20 protein-coding genes are annotated in these 24,858 nt (G+C 29.5%); 7 read left to right on the forward strand and 13 right to left on the reverse strand.

Annotated elements, in window-relative coordinates:
* Positions 1-229 precede the first annotated feature (229 nt).
* The 5 genes from VJY32_RS13300 to VJY32_RS13320 all read right to left on the reverse strand — a co-directional run bounded on the left by VJY32_RS13300 (position 230) and on the right by VJY32_RS13320 (position 7,466).
* Entirely contained in the window at positions 230-916 is a 687-nt protein-coding gene (locus tag VJY32_RS13300; protein WP_353678418.1) for a hypothetical protein, read from the reverse strand.
* 9 nt (positions 917-925) lie between these two features.
* Entirely contained in the window at positions 926-2,839 is a 1,914-nt protein-coding gene (locus tag VJY32_RS13305) for a hypothetical protein (RefSeq protein ID WP_353678419.1), read from the reverse strand.
* A 64-nt stretch (positions 2,840-2,903) separates the two neighbouring features.
* Positions 2,904-3,809, reverse strand: coding sequence for a hypothetical protein (locus tag VJY32_RS13310; protein ID WP_353678420.1), 906 nt, complete (start codon positions 3,807-3,809; stop codon positions 2,904-2,906).
* A gap of 50 nt (positions 3,810-3,859) precedes the next feature.
* Positions 3,860-4,867 (reverse strand): hypothetical protein, encoded by a 1,008-nt coding sequence (locus tag VJY32_RS13315; protein WP_353678421.1) that lies wholly within the window; start codon positions 4,865-4,867, stop codon positions 3,860-3,862.
* Positions 4,868-5,009: 142 nt separating this feature from the next.
* On the reverse strand, positions 5,010-7,466 hold the full coding sequence (locus VJY32_RS13320; protein ID WP_353678422.1) for a sigma 54-interacting transcriptional regulator: 2,457 nt from the start codon (positions 7,464-7,466) through the stop codon (positions 5,010-5,012).
* A gap of 64 nt (positions 7,467-7,530) precedes the next feature.
* On the opposite strand from VJY32_RS13320, the gene VJY32_RS13325 reads away from it, so the two are divergent.
* The gene (locus VJY32_RS13325) at positions 7,531-8,322 is read left to right on the forward strand and encodes an alpha/beta fold hydrolase (protein ID WP_353678423.1); all 792 of its coding nucleotides are present in this window, start codon (positions 7,531-7,533) and stop codon (positions 8,320-8,322) included.
* 61 nt (positions 8,323-8,383) lie between these two features.
* Here the strand turns inward: VJY32_RS13325 and VJY32_RS13330 are convergent, their stop codons facing one another.
* Genes VJY32_RS13330 through rfaD form a run of 3 tightly spaced genes read right to left on the reverse strand, consistent with a single transcriptional unit; the run spans position 8,384 to position 10,223 of the window.
* Complete coding sequence (locus VJY32_RS13330) at positions 8,384-8,842, reverse strand: NUDIX hydrolase (RefSeq protein WP_353678424.1); 459 nt, start codon at positions 8,840-8,842, stop codon at positions 8,384-8,386.
* Between the two features lie 29 nt (positions 8,843-8,871).
* Complete coding sequence (locus VJY32_RS13335; RefSeq protein ID WP_353678425.1) at positions 8,872-9,219, reverse strand: four helix bundle protein; 348 nt, start codon at positions 9,217-9,219, stop codon at positions 8,872-8,874.
* A 20-nt stretch (positions 9,220-9,239) separates the two neighbouring features.
* Positions 9,240-10,223, reverse strand: a complete 984-nt coding sequence (gene rfaD, locus VJY32_RS13340) for an ADP-glyceromanno-heptose 6-epimerase (RefSeq protein ID WP_353678426.1) — start codon at positions 10,221-10,223, stop codon at positions 9,240-9,242.
* Positions 10,224-10,318: 95 nt separating this feature from the next.
* Between rfaD and metH the strand changes: the two genes are divergently transcribed.
* Genes metH through VJY32_RS13370 form a run of 6 tightly spaced genes read left to right on the forward strand, consistent with a single transcriptional unit; the run spans position 10,319 to position 19,166 of the window.
* Positions 10,319-14,014 carry a methionine synthase gene (metH, locus tag VJY32_RS13345; protein ID WP_353678427.1) on the forward strand — a complete coding sequence of 1,232 codons (3,696 nt, stop codon included), beginning with the start codon at positions 10,319-10,321 and terminating at the stop codon, positions 14,012-14,014.
* Between the two features lie 13 nt (positions 14,015-14,027).
* The gene (locus tag VJY32_RS13350; protein WP_353678428.1) at positions 14,028-15,464 is read left to right on the forward strand and encodes a RapZ C-terminal domain-containing protein; all 1,437 of its coding nucleotides are present in this window, start codon (positions 14,028-14,030) and stop codon (positions 15,462-15,464) included.
* A 2-nt stretch (positions 15,465-15,466) separates the two neighbouring features.
* Positions 15,467-16,210 carry a nucleotidyltransferase family protein gene (locus VJY32_RS13355; RefSeq protein ID WP_353678429.1) on the forward strand — a complete coding sequence of 248 codons (744 nt, stop codon included), beginning with the start codon at positions 15,467-15,469 and terminating at the stop codon, positions 16,208-16,210.
* Positions 16,207-18,069, forward strand: coding sequence for a CocE/NonD family hydrolase (locus VJY32_RS13360; RefSeq protein WP_353678430.1), 1,863 nt, complete (start codon positions 16,207-16,209; stop codon positions 18,067-18,069). The genes VJY32_RS13355 and VJY32_RS13360 overlap by 4 nt, the downstream gene beginning before the upstream one ends.
* 16 nt (positions 18,070-18,085) lie before the next feature.
* The gene (locus tag VJY32_RS13365; RefSeq protein WP_353678431.1) at positions 18,086-18,625 is read left to right on the forward strand and encodes an outer membrane protein; all 540 of its coding nucleotides are present in this window, start codon (positions 18,086-18,088) and stop codon (positions 18,623-18,625) included.
* 43 nt (positions 18,626-18,668) lie between these two features.
* A complete protein-coding gene (locus VJY32_RS13370) occupies positions 18,669-19,166 on the forward strand; it encodes a NanQ anomerase/TabA/YiaL family protein (protein WP_353678432.1) in 498 nt (165 codons plus the stop codon).
* 115 nt (positions 19,167-19,281) lie between these two features.
* Here VJY32_RS13370 and VJY32_RS13375 read toward each other — a convergent pair whose 3' ends face one another.
* The 5 genes from VJY32_RS13375 to VJY32_RS13395 are packed head-to-tail and all read right to left on the reverse strand — an operon-like array spanning position 19,282 to position 24,848.
* A complete protein-coding gene (locus VJY32_RS13375; RefSeq protein WP_353678433.1) occupies positions 19,282-19,923 on the reverse strand; it encodes an ATP-binding cassette domain-containing protein in 642 nt (213 codons plus the stop codon).
* A complete protein-coding gene (locus tag VJY32_RS13380; protein ID WP_353678434.1) occupies positions 19,916-21,547 on the reverse strand; it encodes an MXAN_6640 family putative metalloprotease in 1,632 nt (543 codons plus the stop codon). The genes VJY32_RS13375 and VJY32_RS13380 overlap by 8 nt, the downstream gene beginning before the upstream one ends.
* A complete protein-coding gene (locus VJY32_RS13385; RefSeq protein ID WP_353678435.1) occupies positions 21,547-23,634 on the reverse strand; it encodes an FG-GAP repeat domain-containing protein in 2,088 nt (695 codons plus the stop codon). Before VJY32_RS13385 ends, VJY32_RS13380 begins: the two co-directional genes overlap by 1 nt.
* The gene (locus VJY32_RS13390; RefSeq protein WP_353678436.1) at positions 23,624-24,100 is read right to left on the reverse strand and encodes an acyl-CoA thioesterase; all 477 of its coding nucleotides are present in this window, start codon (positions 24,098-24,100) and stop codon (positions 23,624-23,626) included. The genes VJY32_RS13385 and VJY32_RS13390 overlap by 11 nt, the downstream gene beginning before the upstream one ends.
* Positions 24,075-24,848, reverse strand: a complete 774-nt coding sequence (locus VJY32_RS13395; protein WP_353678437.1) for an outer membrane protein assembly factor BamD — start codon at positions 24,846-24,848, stop codon at positions 24,075-24,077. Before VJY32_RS13395 ends, VJY32_RS13390 begins: the two co-directional genes overlap by 26 nt.
* Between the last annotated feature and the right edge of the window lie 10 nt (positions 24,849-24,858).

Below are 24,858 nucleotides of genomic sequence, written 5' to 3' on the forward strand. Positions count from 1 at the left end.
ATAACAACGGTCTTGTTAAGTCTACTAAAAATCGCCGCCCCCTTGAACTTATTTATCTTGAAGAATTTATTTCAAAAAAAGATGCTTTACTAAGAGAAAAATTTCTCAAATCTACAGGTGTGAGAGCTTACTTGTTTCTTTTAAGCTATTAAAAAATATCCACAGTTCTGTTAAATAAGCTTTTTAAGTAATTGTATTAAAATTATAAATAACCCTTTTGAAAATAATTTCAATTATTCTTTAATATCTTATCATTAATAATCTCAAAATAATGTTCTACTTTTTCATGTTGTTCTTTTGTCAATTTCATTTTTTCTAATTCATATAAATCAGTAGCAGCTTCATTAAATAACTGAAGTTCTATCATAAGATTAACAAAAAATAATCTATCGTCAATCCTTGATTTTGTTTCGGGGTATTTTCTATAAGTTTCCTTTGCAAGTAATATTGCTGATTCTCTGTATCCATTAATTGCAAGCTGTTTAGCCCCATTCAATTTTTTTATACCTAAATCACTTACTAAGCTTTTATTAGGAGATACATTTGACACTTTTTCACCATAGACTGCTGTGTTTCTTCTCGAATTGTTCTCCTTAAAGTTTGGAACATTTCTAATTTCTTCCATTGCTAATGCTAATAATAATTCATTTAATGAAATTTTTTTTATGTTATTAATGCTTAATGCCGAATTGCTTTGAAGAATAAATCTATTTCCATTGTTATTTAACTGAATTAGTGATTTTTCTCCTGTAGAAATTAAATCAGTTCCCTTTAATATCTGTCCAACTTTTACTTTAGTCCATTCTTCGTTAAATCCAATTAATGCTAGAACATTTCCATCAATTTTTTCAACGACAAAAGATTGTGCATATATTGATAATGTTAATGACATAATAATTAAAAAACTCTTTTTCATACTCACCTCCTAATAAATGTCAATAATTGTTACTTTGCCATTAGATAAGCCATATTCCTCGATTGCTTCTTTATAGAATTTTTCTGCGGCAATATTCCATGCTTTATCAAAACCTTGTAAGCAAGTTGTTTCTATAGGAATCCAGATTTCATCTTTTCCATCATTATTTTTTCTGATAACAACTTTTGCATCATTGTTTGTAATTAAATTTATATTGGAGGGATTAAGATTTGTATTAACTAATAAATTAACATGACTAACTCCATCGGTATTTTTGTAGTCAACAAAAGCAGTTTGAATCCCTATACTTTCGAGTAACGAAGCAAAACATACACTCAAATCATCACAATCGCCTCCTTTTAATTTTAAAGTCTCATTTGGAAATTGAACATGTTCTACACTTGCGCGTGGGTCGGCTACATAACTCATACCTTTTATGAAATTTTCAAAAATAATTTTTATCTGATTGAATATTAAAAGTTCAGGAACAAGTGAATCCAATTGCTTCTTATAAGATTGCAAAAGATTTTTAGAATAATTGCTTGAGAATTCAAAATCCCTTCTTACAAAGTAAATAAGATTAAAAACATTTCCATCCCAACTGTTTTTATCATTTATTAAAACTGGCTTTTGAATTTTATCATCTGGTTCTAAATCATCAACACTCACAAAAAATTCCGCTTGTGATATTTCTCTTTTTGTAATTGAGAAATTATTTATAAAGATATAATAAGGAACTTCAACTGTATCATATGGTGGAATTTTTACATTAGGAGAATAAATTATATCTTCATTAACATTTTTTATTAAACAAGAAGGTCTAACTTCTATTATCTTGTCGGTAAGATTTGCAACTTTCCCAATGGCAAATGGTTTCTGCATAAATATATCGCTAAGTGTAGGATAAATATCATTTTTAATATCAATATCAATAATTTTAACCTGTTTTTCTTTCGTTAAACTCAATGAGAAATTTAGAGTTAAAAATAATTTATCATCGCTGTAAGAATTATTCGAAATGCTGTGAATTCCCCTTTTTATCATATCATCAATAGATTGAATTGTGCTTCTATTAGAAAAATATTTCATACCGCTTAATGTAATACTGAAAAAATTAGTTGAATAATTTAATGAAGGCATCAAGCCTGCAAAAAACGGTTCCTGATATCTGTCATGAAAAATTAAACCGCCAATTGTTAAAAATCCTTTCAATAATTTAGTAGTAAAATTCAATCCAGTATAGAAAGAATTAGATGTTTCATATACTGCTGTTATATTGAATTGCTCGGCAGGTGAAATAAAAAGTTTTGCTGTTAATCCCTTTTCTCGTTTTAAGGAATAAAGATCTGTCAAATAATTTTGAGCTGATTCCTGTGAAAAAAATAAATTATTTGAAAAAATTGTAATTAAAAAATCAGGATTCGGCGAAAATGTTAATCCAATATCACCGACCCAAAAATTACTTTGAGTAATTTCATCTTTTATAGAAATATAATTTACAGAATCAGTATAAAATAAAACTGGTTTTTCTTCAGTAAATACTTGAGAAAAATATCGAACAGAAAACCCGACTGTAAAAAATCGAGAAAAATTAAAGGCATATCCCAACCCAAATTTTTCATCATAATTAAGTTTTGTTTTTAGTTGTGCAACGCTATCTGGAAGTTGAATATTCGTTCCGCTTTTTATTATAAATTGTTGAAATATGCCAGGCGAATATCTAATATAAAAATAATGTGAATTGATTTTCTTGGAAAATGAAATTGAATAAAGATTACTTTTTAATCTTCCTTCATAAATGCTGCTAAATGTTGCACTAAGTTCTATATCTTTTGTAAAATTAAAATTAGATACATTGCTTTCAAAACTATTTAAACGAAAATGTAAGTTATTTTTTGAATAAGTGTTCCCAAAATAATCCATGGAAATCTGGCTCTTTGCAGAATCAGCGAATATCAAACTTAATATCATAATTATAATAAGAGGTTTATGGTATTTCAATTTTGATATTATGAATACTTTGAGTAACAATATAAGTATCATCAAGAATATTGTGATTTATTAGTTTCTCATATTTTCTTACAAAACTAATAATTAAAAACTTATTTTGATCTGTAATAATATTTTCCAGGATGTTGAACGGTAATTTTATTTTACCGATTTCATTACCTTTTAATTTCAACAAAGGTTCTGCATCACTGGAACTTTGTCTAAACCTTGCAATTATTATTTCAACATTGTCTTCTGATTTTTTATTCCATTCTAAAATAATATTCAGATTTTTTCTTAGTCGGTTACCTTCTAAACTAACTTTACCAATAATTTCGGGTGGAGTGAATACATCAATTTGAGCAAAAGAGTTTCTATCGACAACAACCTTAACATTTACCTTAGAAAAAAATGGGAAGTCATGCATCTGTCCATTCTGCATCATCCTTTGTTTAAAAAAGTATTTTATTCCTAAGGTTGTATCTTTAACCATCATTCTATCAACATAATGAATTACATGTGGAATTTTGACAGCTTCATAATTATTAAATTTTACTGAAGAAATGTTCTTGGATTTATAACCAATCAATTTCCCATTTTTAACTTTTACTGGTTTAGATTTATCATTAAATATCGCATAATAATATCCTTCGTTCTGAACAATTCCATAGTTTGTATTTCTGACACCTGTTATATTTATAATTGTACTTTTACTTAAAAACGGATTAAATATACCTGTAGTGTCATAACCGGAAGAGTTTAGATTTGCATCATTATCATTTAGTGCCGGTTCAATTTGAATAGTATTTTCTGACTTATTATAAAAAATTAATTCAGTCGGCGAAGGTTCACCACATGAAATAACAATAATTATAATTATGCAAAACAAAAATATTTTTCTCATTTTTTTCATAAGAATTATTATTAAAAGGCGGAAATAAAAATCCCGCCCTTTTATTTAATTACGTATGGTAAACCCCATGTTTTTTCTTCTACAGGATAATCTGTATCTGTAACAGATTTATCAGGCAATAAATTAATTACTGCATGTATAAATCCCGGGTGTAAATGAGTCAACCATGTTTTTTCATAGGTTCTAATGTAATATGTTCCATCAAACTGAGTATCTTTTAACTCAAATTTTTCTTTTGTTCTATACATACCTGCACTAACCATAGCTCCATGTGTAATGGTAACAAAGTCTGGTTTTTCATAAATGCTTTTAACTTCCAGCGTTATTGTAACAGGTTGCTTTCTACCAAAAAATGGCATTAAATCGTTGATCTTGACTTTAATTCTATTATTCAGCCCCTGTCTATTATTTTTTGATGTATCAATTCCTGCTGCATATCCTCTTCTTCCAAAATCAAAGAAAAATTCATTTGGAGAAGTAATAGTCACAGATTTGCCATCCAGTGTTGTTAGTGTCAACTTCGTAATTTCAATATTGTTAGTTTCTGTTCCACCTTCAGCAAGTGATGAACCAATAATTTTCCAATCTACAAGATTATCACCAGTGCTGTCAACTTTAGCATATTTAATTATTCTGGCTATTATTGATGTAAATGGTTTTTTAACTATAGTATCCGGGATTATACGTTTATCATTAAAAGAACCCATAATAATTAATTCACCTTCAAATTTGAGTGTCAGTTTACCAACAGCTGTATCTGCTCCATATTCAATTTGCAAATTACGGTCTACAAGTTTAACTACCTGACCAATTTTAATCGGGTAAAGAGTTTTGCTTAATTGGCCTGTCAGGCTCATTGCTTGTTCTTCATTATAATTTGGAACAAAAGAATTTAATATTTCGTCCGAATAAGTAATTTTTTCTAAAGCAGATTTTATTGATGCCGATGAGTCCGGCTCAGTTATAAAATTTTTATCTTCACATGCAATAATTAGAGTAAAGATTAAAATTAATGAAAAAAAACTAAGTGATGATTTTAACAGTCTCATAATACCTCCATTGTAATTAATGTAATAAATGGAGTTTCATTTTTTATGCCAGTTAAATTCCCTTAAAAAATATAGATTATTGCATATTTTACTTTATTTAAATGCATGGAAAATATTTCTAAATGCCTGGGAAAAATTATGTTCAGTCATTTAACTCTTTGATAAAATATTTAATAATTTCATCCAAATAAGAATGATACCTAACTGGTAAATTTTTGTATTTGGATGCAAGTTTAATTTTAATTGTTGAAAAATTATGATTTTTAATAGTCAGCAAATCTTTTTTAATATTTTCCAGATAAGTAGAAACTTTCGACATTACTTTTTCTTGAACATTTTTATCATCAGTTTGAGCGATTAATTTTACAGCTTCCTCAAGATTGAAATTTGCATTGACATAAATTTTAAAAAAAATGCCTCTAAAATTTTCAGATACTATTGTTCTACTTAAATTACCTAATTCCTTTGCTGTTTGAACAATTGAGGAATGAGAAAATTTTTTCTCTCTCAAAGTATCCAAAATAATATTCTCAAAATCAAATTTTTCAATATTGCGATATTCTTCAGGCAAATCTTTTAATGTAATAATAGTTCTATTTTCTGATTTCGCAAATATTGCCATTCTCTTAATTATTGATTCAAGTTCTCTTACATTTCCTTTCCATTCATTACGCACCAAACATTCCATTACAGCTTTTGAGATTTTTAAAGAATCATTTTCCCGTTGAACAAAGTAATTAGCCAGTACTACAATATCTTCTTTCCTTTCTCTCAAAGGAGGAATGTTAATCCTAATTACATTCAAGCGGTAGAAAAGGTCTTCTCTAAATTTTTTTTGCTTTACTAATTCATCAATATTTTTATTAGTAGCAGCAATTATTCTCACATCTGTATGTTTAGTTACCGACGAGCCAACACTTTCAAAATCTCCAAATTGAATAACTCTTAAAAGTTTTGCTTGGAAATTTTCATTTGTTTCGGCAATTTCATCAAGAAAAATTGTACCACCATCTGCAATTTCAAATCTTCCTTTCTTATCTTGATATGCATTCGTAAAAGCACCTTTCACATGACCAAATAATTCACTTTCAAGCAATGATTCAGATAATGCTGCACAATTTACAGCTACAAATTTATTGTTCCTTCTATTACTTAAGTTATGAATAGCACGTGCTACCAATTCTTTTCCACTTCCACTTTCGCCAAGTATTAATACCGTTGCATCAGTTGGTGCTATTTTTTCAATCAATCTGACAATTTTTTCCATTTCTTGACTTGCATAAACTATGCCTTCAAAAATTTTCATCTCCTTTTCAGTGTATTCCACTTCTTCATCATCACTATATTTTTTAAGTAATTTAATTTCTTCTTTGAGTTTATTTATCTTATCAATCAATTGAGCATCTGAACTACTTTGAAATTTTTCTTTTTCATTTTGAAGTTCAGACAATAATTGTTCTTTGTTTTTCAATGCAAATCTTAGTGCAGTAATTTCTTTTGATGTTTCATCAAGTTCGATTTTGCTTTTAATGAAATAAAATAGTCCCTCAGTTAAGAATAAAAATAATGTAGGTATCATAACAACGGCATAATTATTTTCTACAAAATAAAAATTGAATAATACATAAGAGAATAAAAGATAAACCATTAATGCTATAAACTCGATTTTTACCTGAGACTTCTTTAAATTTATTTGAGAAACAATTATAAAAATCAAAATAAAAATTACCGAGATGAAAACAGCTTTCTGGTAGATTAACATTCGTCCTGTTAAGATGTTATCAAGTACAATTGCATGAAAGCCTACGCCCGGCAATTCATCATCATAAAATGTTGACATTGTTTTTGCAACAGTTGGGTCACTTACTCCCACAATTACAATTTTATCATTAAAATTTTCTGAAAAATTTTTATCACTTTCTGCTAATTCAAAAAATTCAATTAATGAATATGATTTGAAATTTTTCCATGATGTATAAAAATTAACCTTTACCAAATCTTTTTTATAATAATAGTTTTCTCCTGCAAGTTGAAAAGCAAATGCCTTTTCTCTTTTACTATTAATATGAATTTCTGATGGAACATAAATTCCATCTTTAACTATGTAATTTAAATGTCCTGATAATAATTGAGGCAAGTCAATTTTAGGTTGAGAATAAATTAAAGTATCCCCTTCATAAAATTCACCTGTTTTACTTTGATTAGTAATAATTGATGAAAGAACAACTTTGCCTGATTTTAACAATTCTTCCTCTAACAAATCATTATAAATTGACTGAATGGCTAAATTATTCGAGAATAATACTTCTATTCCAATTTTTTTTACATTGAATTTTGTTAGTTCATTTATCAATAGTGCATAATAACTTCGCTTAAGGGGCCATCCACCTAATCTTTCTATATCGTTATTACTTATATGAATAATTACGATTGAACTATCTGTGTTTTTTACTCCACTAAACAACCTCATTAAATTTTCTACTTGATAATTTAGATTATCTCTCAAAGAATTTAATAAAATTATAAAAATCAATCCTGTTATTATTGCTAGAAGCCTTGTGTGTTTTTCATAAAAAAGAATTTTTTGAATCTTTCTCATAATAAATATAACTTTTGATATGTAAGTGTTCTTAATTTACAAAAAATTAAGTAAAGGTATTGTTATGAAACTTACAATCAATGGTTTATCAGTAAATACATTCGGCAATCCTGAAAATAAATCCATTATTTTCATTCATGGCTTTCCTTATGATTACACAATGTGGCAAAATCAAATTGATGCACTAAAAGATAATTATTACTGCATTGCATACGATGTTCGCGGCTTAGGAGAAAGTTATGTTGGTGATGGACAATACACAATGGAATTTTATGTTGAAGATTTATTTTCAATAATCAAAGAATTAAAACTACAGAAACCTGTTTTATGCGGCTTGTCGATGGGTGGTTACATTGCTTTAAGAGCAATTGAAAGAAATCAGGAATTGTTTGGTGCATTAATATTATGCGACACAAGAACCGAAGCAGATGATAATGCCGGAAAATTAAAACGCTCTTCTAATATCAATATGATTAACACAGAAGGTCTAAAAAAATTTGTTGATTATTTTGTGCCAACCTGTTTAGCAGATGAAACAATTGAAGAACAAAAAGAATTGTTTTCAGCCATATTAAATAAATCTTATCAACACAATCCAATAGGCGTTAAAGGAGCAATTATAGCAATAATGAGCCGAACAGATACATCTTCTTACTTGCCGCAAATAAAAATTCCAACATTAATATTATGTGGTTCATTTGATAAACTTACTCCACCACATGTTATGCGCACAATATCAGAAAAAATTCCCAATTCTGAGTTTGCAATAATACCAAGAGCAGGTCATCTTTCTCCACTTGAAAATCCGGATGCAGTAAACGATTTGATTAAAGGTTTTTTGAAAAGAAAATTGTAATGCGTTCAGATAATTTTTAATTACAAACAAAAAGTAAAATAAAATTATATTTTTTAGATAACTAATAAAATTTTACATTATAGCTTTTTAATGTTCCATTTTCATAAATAAATTTTGCACTAAAAAATTTATCCTGAAATAACCATGGGATAAAAATTTTATCACCTTCCCATAAATTCAGTTCTAAAAGTTTATCATTTGGAATCCACTTTAAGAAACCTTCGTGTGAATCAATTAAATTTCCTTCAAACTCTCTTGCTGTAAAGAGAAAAACATACCAATCTTTTTTTCCATCAAACATTGGGAAAGTGATAAATCCATGAAGTTTAGGATTTTTAATTAACAAGCCTGATTCTTCTTTAACTTCTCTGATTACACATTCTTCTGGTGTTTCACCATGTTCGAATTTTCCACCAAGTCCATTCCATTTTCCTTCATGAACATCATTTTTTTTCTTTATACGATGTAGCATTAAAGTTTTATCTTTATCAATAACATAACACAAAGTAGCAAGCTGCATAATTTATCCTGAAATTTTTGATTTGTTATTTATGAAATTGTTTCGGCAAGAATAGTAGAAATTTCATCAAGTTCATCGAGAAACCATTTTACTTTTTCCGGATTTGCTCTCTTGCTGTCTCTTACAAGAGCCAGCCATAATTTACATTCATTTGCAAATTTAAGAGATGCAATTGTGTAATTGTTCAAATCTTTTTTTGTTGTTGCTGCAGTAGCTTCAATATAATTGCTTATTACACTTGTGCCGCTGCTAAAAAGTTCATCACCAATTCTTTGTGATACATTGTCCTTAGGAAGCTGGTCAATAAATTCTATTAATTTAAGAGTGAAAAAGTAAAGTCGTTTTCTAAATTCCCCTTTTGAAAATTCTTTTGTCAAATTAACACCACTAGATTTTTTTAATTAGTGTTCATTGCAAGATAAGGATTTTTTAGCAGGTAATTTTTAACATAATCCTCAACACCTTGTTGAACATTCATTATTGGTTTATCGTAACCTGCAGCTCTAAGTTTTTCCAAATTCGCTTGTGTGAAATATTGATATTTATCGCGTATCTCCATTGGCATATCAATAAATTCTATATTTACAGGTTTATCCAATGCATTAAACAACGCAGTAACAAGTTCTATCCATGTTTGAGCTTTTCCTGTTCCAACATTGTATATTCCATTTTTATCTTTATGTTCAAGAAAAAATAGCGTAATATCAACAGCATCTTTAACATAAATGAAATCTCTTTTTTGCTCACCATCTTTATAATCACTTCTGTAAGATTTGAATAATTTTACTTTCCCAGTATCTCTAATCTGTTCAAAAGCTTTGTGAACAACACTTCTCATATCACCTTTGTGGTATTCATTTGGTCCATATACATTGAAATATTTTAGTCCTACAACTTTATTAAGCAACCCATTTCTCTTAACCCACAAATCAAAAAGATGCTTGGAATATCCATACATATTTAGAGGTCTTAATTTTTCGAGTTGTGTTTCATCGTCATTGTAACTTTGCGAGCCATCACCATAAGTAGCAGCAGAAGATGCATAAATAAATCTTATTTCGTTTTCAAGGGAATATAAAGCAAGTTCTTGTGAATAATGAAAATTGTTATCCATAAGATAATCTGCATCTCTTTCAGTAGTAGATGAACAAGCTCCCAGATGTATAATTGCCGAAATTTTAAACGGTACGGCACGTTGCAGTACTAACCCGATAAAATCATCTTTATGAAAAAAATCTGCGTACTTTAATCCATTAAGGTTTTTCCATTTATCATCAGTGCCAAGTTCATCAACAATAATAATTTTATCAATTCCCATTTTATTTAATTTCCATACTACTGCGCTGCCAATAAATCCAGCGCCACCAGTAACTACTATCATAAACTTCTCATTAATTTATTATATTTGAACGAAAATTAATCATAATCATTGATTAATAAAAATATTCCTTGACTCAATTATAAAGAAAGGATTATATGGATACTCTAAGGCAGCTAACAAAAATATTAAATGAAAGAATCATGGTCCTTGATGGTGCAATGGGGACAATGATTCAACGATATAAATTAAGCGAGAATGATTTTAAAGGGGATAAATTCAAAAATCATCCTGTAGATTTAAAAGGTAACAACGATATTCTTGTTCTAACTCAACCAGAAATTATTAAAGAAATTCACAGATTATACCTTGAAGCTGAAGCAGATATAATAGAAACTAACACTTTTAATGCTACAAAAATTTCGCAATCTGATTACAAAACAGAAGATTTAATTTATGAAATTAATTTTAATGCAGCTCGAATTGCTAAAGAAGTAGCCTTAGAGTTTACAAAAATGAATCCTGACAAACCTCGATTTGTAGCAGGTGCACTTGGTCCTACAAACAAAACATTATCAATATCACCTGATGTAAACGACCCGAGTTTTCGTGCTGTAACATTTGATGAAGTAAAAGATGCTTACAAAGAACAAGCACGCGGATTAATTGACGGAGGTGCGGATATCCTTTTGCTTGAAACCATATTTGATACTCTTAACGCTAAAGCAGCTCTTTTTGGGATTATGGAATTGTGTGATGAATTAAATCTTCAGATTCCTATTATGATTTCCGGAACAATAGTCGATATGAGCGGAAGAACTTTATCAGGACAAACAACAGAAGCATTCTGGATTTCAATTTCTCACACAAAAAATTTATTAAGTGTGGGATTAAATTGCTCTTTAGGACCTGCTCAAATGCGGCCTTTCATTTCTGAACTTTCTCAAATAGCAAATGCATTTGTAAGTTTATATCCTAACGCTGGATTACCTAATGAATTTGGAGAATATGATGAATCACCTGAATCAATGGCAAAAGTTATTGAAGAATTTGCCAAAGAAGGATTTTTCAATATTGTTGGTGGTTGCTGTGGAACAACTCCAGCTCACATTAAAGCTTTTTCAGAAATTGCAAAAAAATATCCTCCTCGAAAAATTCCTTCTGTTGAACCTTATTTAAGATTAAGCGGATTGGAACCTTTAATCTTCAGACCTGAAACAAACTTCGTCAATATTGGAGAAAGAACTAATGTAACAGGCTCGAAAAAATTTGCCCGGCTCATAAAAGAAAATAAATACGAAGAAGCTTTATCGGTTGCAAGAGAACAAGTTGAAAATGGAGCTCAAATGCTTGATATCAACATGGACGAAGCAATGATTAATTCAGAAGAAGCTATGACTAAATTCTTAAAATACATTGCATCAGAACCTGATATTGCAAAGGTTCCGATTATGATTGATTCATCAAAATGGAGTGTTATTGAAGCAGGGCTAAAATGTCTTCAAGGAAAAGGTGTTGTTAATTCAATTTCATTAAAAGAAGGTGAAGAAGTTTTTAAAGAACGCGCAAAAAAAATTTTAAGATATGGTGCAGCTGTTATTGTTATGGCTTTTGATGAACAAGGCCAAGCAGATACATTTGAAAGAAAAATTAACATTTGTAAAAGAGCTTATAAAATTTTAACCGAAGAAGTTGGTTTTCCACCGCAGGATATAATTTTTGACCCAAATATTTTTGCTATTGCAACAGGGATAGAAGAACATAATCAATATGCAATAAATTTTATTGAAGCTACAAGATGGATTAAAAAGAATCTTCCCCTCTGCAAAGTCAGCGGGGGTGTAAGCAATATTTCATTTTCATTCAGAGGAAATGATGTTATAAGAGAAGCAATTCATTCTGCATTTCTTTATCATGCTATCGAAGCAGGCATGGATATGGGAATTGTTAACGCTGGACAATTAACTGTTTATGAAGAAATTCCAAAAGATTTATTAGAACTAGTTGAAGATGTATTATTCAACAGAAGACCCGATGCAACCGAAAGATTAATTGAATATGCAAATTCTATAAACAAAGATTCAAAAAAAGAAATTATTAATGAAGGCTGGAGAACTTCTTCGGTAGAAGAACGATTGAAACACTCAATAATAAATGGGATTGTAGATTTTATTGAAATTGATATTGAAGAAGCAAGAAAAAAATATTCTAATCCTCTTGAAATTATTGAAGGACCCCTAATGGAAGGAATGAATATAGTTGGAGATTTATTTGGTTCAGGCAAAATGTTTCTGCCTCAGGTGGTAAAAAGTGCACGAGTAATGAAAAAAGCTGTTGCTATTTTAATCCCTTATATTGAACAAAGCAGAATTAATTTATCTGAAGATAAAAATTCCGGCACAATATTATTAGCAACTGTAAAAGGCGATGTTCATGATATCGGGAAAAATATTGTTGGCGTGGTTCTGAGCTGCAATAATTATACTGTAATAGATTTAGGAGTAATGGTTCCATCCGATAAAATTTTATCCACTGCAGTAGAAAAAAATGTTGACATTATTGGATTGAGCGGATTAATTACTCCTTCTCTTGATGAAATGGTTCATGTTGCAAAGGAAATGGAACGAATGGGTTTGAAAATTCCATTGTTGATTGGCGGTGCAACTACATCGAGAATTCATACTGCAGTTAAAATTGCTCCAAACTATTCAAATCCAACAATTCATGTTCTCGATGCATCCCGAAGTGTTGGTGTAGTAAGCAATTTATTAAATAAAGAAATAAAAGATAAATTTATAGAAGAAATCAAAATTGAATATGAAAGATTACGAGAAGCACATAACAAAAGACAAATTGAAAAAGAATTTCTGACAATTGAACAGGCAAGAAAAAATAAGCTTATTCTGGACTGGAAAAACTATAATGTAAAAAAACCAAACAAATTAGGAATTACAATTTTCAAAAATTATCCTCTCAATGAAATAAAAAACTATATTGATTGGACTCCCTTTTTTCAAGTCTGGGAACTTAAAGGTCGTTATCCCAAAATTTTTGAGAATGCAGATTATGGTAACGAAGCAAAAAAAATATTTGATGATGCCAATAAACTTCTAAATAAAATAATTACAGAAAATTTATTGACTGCTAACGGAATTGTTGGTTTATTCCCCGCTAATTCATTAGATGATGATATTGAAATTTACACTGATGATTCAAGAACAGGAATTCTTGCTATACTCCATACATTAAGACAACAAACAATCAAATCACAAGGGATTCCCAATCTTGCTCTTGCAGATTTTATTGCACCCAAAGAAACTGAAGTCAAAGATTACATAGGAGCCTTTGCCGTTACTGCAGGATTAGGAATTGAAAGTTTAATTGAACGATTTACAAATGAACATGATGAATATAATATAATTATGGTCAAAGCATTAGCAGATAGACTTGCAGAAGCTTTTGCTGAATTATTGCATGAAAAAGTACGTAAAGAATTATGGGGATATTCTCCTGATGAAAAATTTTCAAATGAAGATTTAATTGAAGAAAAATATCAGGGTATTCGTCCTGCACCAGGTTATCCTGCTCAACCTGATCATACAGAAAAGATTACCATCTGGAAAATTCTTAATGTAAAAGAAAATATTCAGATTAAATTAACGGAAAGCTTGGCAATGTACCCTGCTGCTTCGGTTTGCGGTTTATATATTGCACATCCAAATGCAAAGTATTTCAATGTTGGGAAAATTGGTAAAGACCAGGTTTACGATTATCATAAACGAAAAGGAATTAGTTTGAAAGAAGCAGAAAAATGGCTGCGCCCAATTTTAAATTATTCAGAATCTGATGAGTAAAATAGAGGTAATAATGAATTTCAAAAATGAGCTTATAAAATTATTTCAAAATTGGTCACATCAAAAAGTAAAATCATTTACCGAAATTACAGGTTCAGGTTCAAATAGAAAATATTATAGAATTACTGGAGAAAGTAAAACTGCAATTGGTGTATATAATAAAAATAAAAAGGAAAATAGGGCTTTCATTTATCTTACAAAACATTTTGCCAAACACAATTTAAATGTACCAAGAATTTTATCTTCAAAATTAAGTATTGACATTTACCTGCTCGAAGACCTTGGTGATACTACTTTGTTCTCATATCTCAATTCTAAACGAAACCAAAATAAATTTCCCGATGATGTTATTGTTTATTACAAAAAAGCAATTGAAGAACTCCCAAAATTTCAAATTAGTGGCCGTGTTAACTTAGATTTTTCCATTTGCTATCCCCGTCCTGCTTTTGATGAACAATCTATAATGTGGGATTTAAATTATTTCAAATACTACTTTGCAAAAGCATTTGAAATTAATTTTGATGAACAAAAACTTGAAGATGATTTTCATACATTAACAAAATTTCTTCTTTCAGCAGATTCAAATTATTTTATGTATCGCGACTTTAATTCCCGCAATATAATGGTAAAAAATGATGAACTTTACTTTATTGATTATCAGGGAGGCAGAAAAGGATCTCTTCAATATGATATTGCTTCATTACTTTTCGATTCAAAAGCAAATATTCCGGTAAAACTTCGTGAAGAACTTCTCGATTACTATTTAACTTCTGTAAATCAAATTAAAAAAATCAACAACAAAGAATTTCTTAAATATTATGATGCATTTGTTCTAATCAGACTTTTACAAATGCTTGGAGCCTATGGTTATCGCGGTTTGTTTGAAGGTAAATCCCATTTCATTCAAAGTATTCCTTATGCAATAAAAAATGTTGAGTATGTTTTAAGCAAAATTAAAACAAAAATAAAAATATTAGAATTGTTTTCTGTCTTAAATCAATTAATAAAATTAAATGAAATAAAAAATTTTGAATGGAAAAAACCTGATAAACTTAATGTTCGTATAAACAGTTTTTCTTACAGAGAAAAAATTCCTGTAGATGCTTCTGGAAACGGCGGCGGATATGTTTTTGATTGCCGTGCAGTTCCAAATCCAGGAAAATTAGAAGAGTTCAAAAATCTTACTGGATTAGATAAAGCAGTAAAAGATTTTCTAGATTCAATGCCAGAAGCACAAAAATTTTTGAATAATGTAATTAACATTGTATCTCAGTCAATTGAGAATTACATTTCAAGAGACTGGAAAGATTTAATGATAAATTTTGGCTGTACTGGAGGCCAACATCGTTCGGTCTATTTTGCAGAAAAATTAGCAGAATATCTTAGAACTCAATATGATATTCAAGTAAAGGTAAATCATTCGCAGCTTTTTAAAACCAACAACAACTAATCATGAAAGCATTTATACTTGCAGCTGGACTTGGAACAAGATTAAGACCTTTAACAGATTCAACACCTAAAGCATTGATTAAAATAAATGGCATTCCATTACTCGAAATCATAATAAAAAGATTAATTAAGTTCGGCTTTAATAAAATAACTATTAATGTTCATCATTTAGCAGAACAAATAATTGATTTTATTGAAAAGAATAAATTTGATGCTGACATTTTCATTTCTGATGAAAGAAATTTACTGCTCGATACAGGAGGAGGACTAAAAAAAGCATCATCTTTTTTTGATGATGGATTTCCCTTTCTCATTCACAATGTCGATGTACTAAGTGACATTAACTTAATAGATTTTTATGAGTATCATAAAAATCAAGATGCCATTGCTACAATTGCAGTTCAAAAAAGAAACTCATCAAGATATTTTCTTTTCGATAATGAAAATAATTTATGCGGGTGGAAAAATTCTAAAACTTCGGAAACAAAAATAGTTCGAGCATCATCAACTCCATTGAATGAATATGCTTTTAGTGGAATTCATATTGTGAATCCGGATATTTTCAATCATTTCCCGCGTGATGATGTTTTTTCAATAATTGATTTTTATCTTGCAGTTGCAGTAGAAAAAAGAATAACATTTTATGACCATAGCAAAAACTTTTTTTTCGACCTGGGCAAAAAAGAAAATTTACAACAAGCTGAAATATTTTTATCATCATCAAATTTTCTTAAGGAGCTGAGATGAAAAAAAGATTATTACTTTTATTTATTTTTATTTTTTCTCTTTTAAATGCACAAGGCATCGAATGGATAAAAGAAAATTATTCGAAGAAAGAATATAGAATACCAATGCGCGATGGAATTAAACTTTTTACTGCTGTTTACACACCAAAAGATACAACAAAAAATTATCCTATCTTAATGGTAAGAACTCCATACAGTGTTTCACCTTACGGCGAGGATAATTATCCACAAATTCTTGGACCAAACGAAGATTTTGCAAAAGACGGATATATTTTTGTTTATCAGGATGTTCGTGGAAAATTTATGAGTGAAGGTGAGTATGAAAACATGCGTCCATACTTACCAGATAAAAAAAGTAATAATGATGTAGATGAAACAACAGATGCTTATGATACTATTGACTGGTTAATCAAAAATCTTAAACATAATAATGGTAATGTTGGAATCTGGGGAATTTCTTATCCGGGATTTTATGCCGCTATGAGTTTAATTGATTCCCATCCAGCATTAAAAGCTGTATCACCTCAGGCTCCAATTGCAGATTGGTTTATTGGTGATGACATGCATCACAATGGTGCTCTAACTTTATCAATGTCGTTTAACTTTTTCAAATCATTTGACCAGCCAAGAGAAAGTTTAACAACAAAATGGAAAACAATCGAGCCTTATGATTCTCCCGATATGTATAATTTTTTTCTAAAACTTGGACCAATCAAAAATATTAATGAAAAATTTTTTCACAACAAACTTCCATTCTGGAATTCAATTCTTCAGCACGGCACTTATGATGAATTCTGGAAAAGCAGAAATAATCTTCCACACTTTAAAAATATCAAATCAGCTGTTCTAATTGTTGGCGGCTGGTATGATTCAGAAGATTTATATGGACCTTTGAACATTTACAAATCCATTGAAGAAAAAAATTCTTTGAACAATTGTCATTTGATAATGGGACCCTGGAGTCATGGAGGCTGGGCAAGAAGCAATGGAAACTTTTTTGGTGATTTTACATTTCCGGAAAATACAAGCGAGTATTACAACAAAAATATTCTTACTCCTTTCTTCAAATATTATCTTAAAAATGAAGGTGAATTAAATTTACCAGAAGTTATAACATATAGAACTGGAATAAACGAATGGAAATACTATGATGAGTGGCCGCCAAAAAATTCTGAAACAAAATTTTTATATCTATCACCCAAAGGAAAATTAAGTCAGGAAAAACCTTCGAACAAAAAAATATTATTTGATGAATTTATTAGCGACCCAAATAAACCTGTCCCTTACACAGCTAAATTTTATGATTCAAAACAAATGTATTTAAGAACATATATGAGTGAAGACCAAAGATTTGCTGCATCAAGACCAGATGTGTTAGTTTATGAAACAGAACCATTGGAAAATGATGTTACAATTGCAGGACCAATTTATGCAAATTTATATGTATCAACAACTGGAACCGATGCCGATTGGGTTGTAAAGATAATTGATGTATATCCAGATGGAGAAGAGAATCCTGAGCCTAATCCAAATAATATAGAATATGGTGGTTATCAAAGATTAATTCGATATGAAATTATGAGAGGAAAATTTAGAAACAGCTACGAAAAACCTGAGCCATTCATACCAAATAAAATTACAGAAGTAAAAATTAAATTAAATGATATTGACCATACATTTCTAAAAGGCCATAAAATAATGGTACAAATACAAAGCAGCTTTTTCCCATTTTTCGATCGTAATCCACAAAAATTTGTTGATATTTATTCTGCGAAAGAAAAAGATTTTCAAAAAGCTATTCATAAAGTTTATTTTTCAAAAGATTATCCTTCTCACATTAAATTTAATATCATAAAATAATATCCGCGGAGGCTTTATGTTGAAGAAAACAGTGCTATTACTTTTTGTAACAATTTTTTCATTTGCTTCTTTGAAAGCTCAAACTATAGCTATTGGTCCACAGTTAGGTTATCACAAATCAGAAGATGCAGAAGGTTCTTTACTACTTGGGGCAATGGGAAGAATTTATCTTGCAAACAGCTTAGCTCTCGAAGCTTCAATCAACTACAGATCTGAAGATTACGAAAATGGTGGTGTTAAAACAAAAATGTATCCGGTTATGGTAAGTGGTTTGTTGTACTTTTTCCCCTTGCTTTACGGAACTATAGGGGCAGGCTGGTATAACACAAAAATTGATTACTCTAATAGTCTCAACTCGTTGGGATTCAAAGATGAAACAAAAAGTGAATTTGGTTATCACCTCGGAATAGGTGCAGAACTTGGTCTGGGCAATTTAATTTTAACCGGTGATGTTCGTTATGTTTTTCTTAATTTGAAATTGGATAGATTACCTGGAGTAAAAGAATTAAAAAATAATTTTTATGTTATAACAGCCGGTGTTTTATTTGAATTATAATTTCTTAATTTACAATCAGGAAATTCACTTTAAGGAGAACATTATGATTTTTGATCAACTAAAAAATGCTCATCTTTACTTTCCTCTTGGAAAAAGAATTCAAACCGCATTTGAATATCTGCAGAATAATGATTTAACTTCTCTTGAGCCCGGCAAATATGAAATAGAAGGCGAGAATATTTATGCTGTAGTGCAAAATTACGATACAAAACCAATAACTGCAGGCAAATGGGAAGCACACAAAAAATATATTGACATTCAATATATAGTTTCTGGCAAAGAAAAGATGGGCTACTCAAATCCAGTAAAAATGATTGTAACAGAAGAATATAATTCTGAAAAAGATGTAATGTTTTTAAAAGGGAACGGAAATTTTTTGATTGCAGAAGAAGGTTATTTCGCTTTATTCTTTCCAACAGATGTTCATATGCCGGGCATTGCAGTAAACTTATCAATTCCTGTTAAAAAAGTTGTGGTTAAAGTTAAAACAGAAACTGAAGAAATAACTCAACAATCAACTGATATTGAATCACAAACCTGATTAAATAATTGGGGGTGACTAAAAAGTAACTTAGTAATCTGCAAAAAATCAGTTCAAATCAGTCTCATCTGTGTTCTTTTATTTAATCTTACTTTTTAGACACCTCCTCTCATTTTTATTCATTCTTGTTCTTATAATCTTCGAGATTCAAAATTTGAGAACATAATTTTAAGTCATCCAATTCATTTGAAGCAATAACAATAAGATTTTCTTCTCCTTCTTTCGAAATCAATTCATAAACTTTATCTTTTCCAAAATTATCAAGATTCGAAGTAGGTTCATCAAGAATAATTAATCTGGGTTTATGAAGTAAAGCAAAAATAAACTTCAATCTTTGTTTCATTCCAGATGAATAACCACGAACTAAATCATTTCTTCTATCAATTAAATTCATTTGCAATAGAAGGTAATCTGAATAATCTTTATTGAAATTAATTCCACGAATTTTTGAAAAATAAATTAAATTCTCTTCCGCTGTAAATTCATCATAAAGAAAAAGGTAAGGAGAAACAAATCCAATATAATTATGAAGTTTTTCGCCGGTTATAATTTCATCTTCATTTTTATGAGTTACTTTACCTCGTGTTGGAGAAATTAAGTTGGCAATAATTTTTACAAATGTTGATTTACCAGAGCCATTTGGACCTGCAATGCCATAAATATTTTTAGACTTAAAAGAAGCATTGATTCCGTTGAAAACCAATCTTCTTCCAAAATATTTAACAAGATTTTCTATTTGTAACGAATACTCAGTCATTATAGATAACAAATTTTCCCTTTTTGATATTATCTCCAGAATTTACAATATAAATATAAATTCCTGTTGAAAGTTTTTTCATTTCATTATTTCGCACATCCCATTTTATTACAGTTTTATCTGATGAGTAAATTTTATGTTCACCTGAATAAACTAAATCCATATCAATTGAATAAACATATAAATTAGCATAACCAGACTTGGTTCTTTCTGCAGGGAAATAAATATACTCATCAGTAGAATACCTGAATGGTTGTGGAAAAGCATAATTAACTTCTTCGGTAATTATTTGACCATCATTAATTAATTTATTATTCAAAATATTTGATTCGGTCAAAAGAAAAGAATTATCACATTCAATTTTTGAAAAATAATTATCAATAATATGTTTATAACCAGTCCCGCTCTGATTAGCAAGAATGTATTTTAATAATAATGTACTGGACGGATTACTTATTGCTTGATTTATATCTGAATTTGAAATAATTGAAACAAAAGTATCAGGAACAGATTTGGCATTATTAACAAAAGCAAAATAATTTGTTGAGACCGGTTCAGATGAAATATCTATTGAAGAAGAAGGAGGAGTAAAATTGACAGTCATAGAAGATTTTACTAAAGGATAATTTTCTGCTTCCTTAAAATATTTATTTGGGATTGCTCTATAGTTTGTAAAGAAAATCCATTGACCAAATAAGGCAAATTCATTTTTGAAAGTTGAACCCTGTTCGGCAATTGCATCTGCAATAGCATTAAGCGCTCGTTCGTTTGGCATGAGTTCCCAAATTCTTTTAATTATGTCAACTCCAAAACGTTCTTTCAAAAAAATATTCCAGATTGCAAGATTATAACCGTCATTATAAGGAAATGTTTTTTGAGGATTTCTAAAAAATGAGGGCATATAAGCATAGTAATCATTGATACTATCGAAAACAAATTCTTCCATAGCTGTAGAAGTAATTTCATGATAAAACTGGTCTGCATTTCTATAAACATAATTTCCAACCTGAATTGCATGATGAAGTTCGTGTGCAACAGAAACCTTTGCGCCATTAATTCCTTTTGTATAAGTATCTGAATAATCATTATCAATCACAGTGTAACTTGTAAATTTATTTTCACCAATTTGAGTTTCAATTTCAGTATATCCGTATAAACCACCTGAAAGATTTTGAATATAAATATCATACTTATCATCCCCGCCTTCGCCGAAATCTGCTGGCGGTGGTGGATATTTCAAAATATTTACTTCAAAGTCATAAGCTGAATCGGCTGCAAGAGCTAATTCTTTTAAATCATATTTGGGTGAATGAATACCTGTTTTATTAAAGTGAATTCTAAATTTACCGGAAGGTGTCACAATACTTGTATCTGTAACTGGTCTGGTTGCTAATTGAGCAATTTTAGCTTTTTCTTTTGTTTTGAATCGATTGATATTCAACTTTACTGAATTTACAATTCCAAAACCGCATTTTGAATGCTGACTATCAGATAAAGCAACAGCAATTTTTTCATTGCTTTGGATTCCTTTGATATATAAAAATTTGGAATAAAGAGAATCAAGGTTTTGTGCTACTGACAAGTTGATAAATATCAAATTTATTGCAATAAAAAATTTTTTCATTATCGAATATATTTAAACCTTATTAGATTATTTGATGAATCTGTATAAATAATCATATCAATATTATTTCTTAATTGATTTGCAATATAACTATTGATGTTTTTGTATTCAAAAACATTATCAATTTTATATGTCAAATAGTTTTTAGAAAATGAGATTCTTTTCATTATACCTCTTAATCTGTCATACAACAATAAATTATTTGTTCCATCGGACTCGTAGAAATTAAGATAATCTTTCGTATGAGAAAAATCAGGGAGCGTAATTGTTCTAAAATGACCTTTGAAAAAAACTGTTAAATTTGTTTTACTGCTGTCGCCGATTAAACCAATAACAGGTTTGTCAATGTTATTTTGACTGCTGTATCCTTGTATTTCTATAGAGTAATATTGAGATTTATCAAGCACAGTTGCAGCAATATTTATTGGACTTCCTGCTTTTTTATCATAAAGAGATTTATTGAGATAAAAAACATTATTAAATCTTGTAAAGAAATAAATTTCTTTATTTATACCGTAAGAAAGTGTAGCTTCCTCGACATTACGAGAAATTTCTTCGAGTCCAGATTTGACATACCTGAAATCTCTATACTCAAATGATTCAATAAAAAGAGTTCTCTCCTTTTCTGACAGAACAAAAATTGTTTGCCGTTTATTTTGAGTGTCACTTATAATTTTCAGTTCTAAAATATTTCCACTTGCATATAAGATTCTTCTTGTGATATCATTTTTTTCAAAATTTATTTTGATTATTTCAATTACAGAATTATTTGGTGAATAAAAATAAAATGTTCTGCTTTCTATATCAGTTTCATCAACAAACACTTTTTTATATGCTTCGGACAATGGAATTTTAAAATATCTTTCAAAATAATTTCCTCTACCTCCGAGTAAAACATTTAAGCTCAATTCTTCTTCATCAAGAAAGAATAATCCACGCATTGTTTGATACATATAACTAAAACTTCCGATAGTTCCTAATTTTGATTGAAGTGAAATTGCTAAATCATCATTTAAGGAAATAACTTTATCAATCAAATAAACTTTTCCATATTGGTCTAAAACTACAAGTTTTCTTCCACCACGGTCTACAAAACCTTCTAAGTCAATAATACCATTTCGCTTCAAATAAAGAACCGGATAATAAAAAGACTCGGTATTCTTGGAATAAATAATGTAAAGAGTTCCTGAATCTCTATTGATAAAAGCAATATCGTTATAGCCATCTGCATTAAAATCAAAAATTATATATTTATCGGGAGGGACAGGGCACTTGATAAAAACTTTTTTGCTGAAAGATGAAACAGAATCACCTTTAAGAATTACAAATTGATTCCCGTCAACAAACATCAAATCATTAAATCCATCTGAATTTACATCAGCAACTTTAAATTGTTTAATATCACTAAAAATATTCAAAGTTCTGCTTTCCTTAAAATTGCCAGCTCGATTATTATAAAAAAAGATTATTGAATTTGTAAATAAATCAACAGCAGCTATATCGTTAAAACCATCATAATCAAGGTCAATAAATGATGCATAAGAAAAGATTCGATTGGCATTAATTTTTTTTTCAATCAAAATATTTTTTGATTCATTAAAAATTGATAATCCTTCATAAGCACCTCCATAAACTAATATTTCACTAATTCCATCATTATCTATGTCCTGCATGTCAAAATCTGAAGCGAATCCTGTCAATTTCACTTTTGAATTGATTAACATATTTCCTGTAGAAGAAAAAGAAGATGTACCAAGTAGTCGTTCTTTTCTCGAAAGGTAAACATACTTTTTAGTAACTTTAGCTTGAGCACTTTTTAGTTTCAAATCATAAAGAGAGAAATTTAAAAATCTCTCTGATGGATTTGAAAATTTTTCTTTAGCCCAGATTTGAACATTATAATTTTTACTTTGATTGGAAAAAGTAATTAAATCACGCCAGCCGTCATTATTTACATCAACTGCAATAATATTTGAAACATTGGCTTTTGTAGAAAATTCACGAAATCTGCAAAAACCATTTAATGGAATTTGAGCATAAATATTAAGTGAAATGAATAAAAATAATAAGGTGAATTTACCCTGCATTAAGTCTCTTTTGTCTTCTTTGCAGTGCTTCTTCAAATCTTCTTTTTTCATCTTCAGTTTCTGGAATAATTTCAAATGTTTCTACTGGTTTACCATTATTATCAACGCTTACAAATGTTAAGAAAGCAGAATTAGTATGAACTCTTGTGCCCTCTGTGTGTGATTCTGCATAAACATCTACTTCCACTTCCATAGATGTTCTAAAAGCACGATTGACTCGTGCAGTTATAGTCACAACCTGTCCAACTTTAATTGGGTGATGAAAATCAATTTTATCAACAGAAGCAGTAACACATACTCTTTGAGAATGCTTTGAAGCTGAAAGTGCAGCACAAATATCAATCCATTGCATTAATTGCCCTCCAAGCAAATTTCCAAGCTGATTTGTATGATTAGGCAAAACCAGCTCTGTCATTGTAACAATAGAATCTTTTACCTTTTTACTTTTTCTCTGTTGTGAGTTCATTGTGTTTATTAGTCAATTCAGTTTCTAACTTTCTAATTTCATTTGCATTGACATCATCAGGATATCTACTTAAAAAAATGCTGATATCAGCGAGTGCTTCGTTTATTAAACCTTTCCTTACCTCAATTTTAATTTTATTATATAATGCAATAGGGGCATATTTTGTATCATGATATGTTTCGAAAACCTGCTCATAATATTTCATTGCTGCTCTGTCATATTCCATTTTTTCATAAATCAATGCACTTTGAAAATCTTTCTGAGCAAGTTTATTGTTCAACTCTTTTATTTTTCTTTCAGCTTCTTCGACTTTTGGATTCGATGGAAAAATATCTATAAAAGCCTGAAATTCTTCAATTGCTTTTTTGGTATAAGATTGGTCAAGCTGATATGGTGGAGATAACCTATAATAAGATTCTGCAAGCATAAATTGAGCATCAGGTACATATGGACTTGTTGCATAGTTCTGAATCAATTTGCTAAATTCATAAGCGGCAAGCAGATATTGTTCTTTTTTGAAATATGTCATTCCAAGATAATATTGAGCATCATCATTAATTGTACTGCCAGTAAATTGCATCAAAATATTCTGGAATTCTATCACAGCTTGTTCATAATCTTCTTTGTTAAAAAGTTCTAATGCATACTTAAAATATTCCTCGGCGCTAAACTTTGAAGTATCAACGGTTCCAGAGCATGCTGCAATTAATAATACTATTATGAAAAAAAGAAATATTCTTCTTACCAAGACAACTCCG

Source organism: Rosettibacter primus, from assembly GCF_036860675.1.
Lineage (GTDB): Bacteria > Bacteroidota > Ignavibacteria > Ignavibacteriales > Melioribacteraceae > Rosettibacter > Rosettibacter primus.

Excerpts from the sequence above, each read along its gene's own strand:
- VJY32_RS13360 (WP_353678430.1), top strand. The coding sequence starts at position 16,207 with ATGAAAAAAAGATTATTACTTTTATTTATTTTTATTTTTTCTCTTTTA.
- VJY32_RS13390 (WP_353678436.1), bottom strand. The coding sequence starts at position 24,100 with ATGAACTCACAACAGAGAAAAAGTAAAAAGGTAAAAGATTCTATTGTT.
- VJY32_RS13365 (WP_353678431.1), top strand. The coding sequence starts at position 18,086 with ATGTTGAAGAAAACAGTGCTATTACTTTTTGTAACAATTTTTTCATTT.
- metH (WP_353678427.1), top strand. The coding sequence starts at position 10,319 with ATGGATACTCTAAGGCAGCTAACAAAAATATTAAATGAAAGAATCATG.
- VJY32_RS13315 (WP_353678421.1), bottom strand. The coding sequence starts at position 4,867 with ATGAGACTGTTAAAATCATCACTTAGTTTTTTTTCATTAATTTTAATC.
- VJY32_RS13320 (WP_353678422.1), bottom strand. The coding sequence starts at position 7,466 with ATGAGAAAGATTCAAAAAATTCTTTTTTATGAAAAACACACAAGGCTT.
- VJY32_RS13385 (WP_353678435.1), bottom strand. The coding sequence starts at position 23,634 with ATGCAGGGTAAATTCACCTTATTATTTTTATTCATTTCACTTAATATT.
- VJY32_RS13310 (WP_353678420.1), bottom strand. The coding sequence starts at position 3,809 with ATGAGAAAAATATTTTTGTTTTGCATAATTATAATTATTGTTATTTCA.
- VJY32_RS13350 (WP_353678428.1), top strand. The coding sequence starts at position 14,028 with ATGAATTTCAAAAATGAGCTTATAAAATTATTTCAAAATTGGTCACAT.
- VJY32_RS13305 (WP_353678419.1), bottom strand. The coding sequence starts at position 2,839 with ATGGATTATTTTGGGAACACTTATTCAAAAAATAACTTACATTTTCGT.
- VJY32_RS13330 (WP_353678424.1), bottom strand. The coding sequence starts at position 8,842 with ATGCAGCTTGCTACTTTGTGTTATGTTATTGATAAAGATAAAACTTTA.
- VJY32_RS13325 (WP_353678423.1), top strand. The coding sequence starts at position 7,531 with ATGAAACTTACAATCAATGGTTTATCAGTAAATACATTCGGCAATCCT.
- VJY32_RS13380 (WP_353678434.1), bottom strand. The coding sequence starts at position 21,547 with ATGAAAAAATTTTTTATTGCAATAAATTTGATATTTATCAACTTGTCA.
- VJY32_RS13375 (WP_353678433.1), bottom strand. The coding sequence starts at position 19,923 with ATGACTGAGTATTCGTTACAAATAGAAAATCTTGTTAAATATTTTGGA.
- rfaD (WP_353678426.1), bottom strand. The coding sequence starts at position 10,223 with ATGATAGTAGTTACTGGTGGCGCTGGATTTATTGGCAGCGCAGTAGTA.
- VJY32_RS13355 (WP_353678429.1), top strand. The coding sequence starts at position 15,467 with ATGAAAGCATTTATACTTGCAGCTGGACTTGGAACAAGATTAAGACCT.
- VJY32_RS13300 (WP_353678418.1), bottom strand. The coding sequence starts at position 916 with ATGAAAAAGAGTTTTTTAATTATTATGTCATTAACATTATCAATATAT.
- VJY32_RS13370 (WP_353678432.1), top strand. The coding sequence starts at position 18,669 with ATGATTTTTGATCAACTAAAAAATGCTCATCTTTACTTTCCTCTTGGA.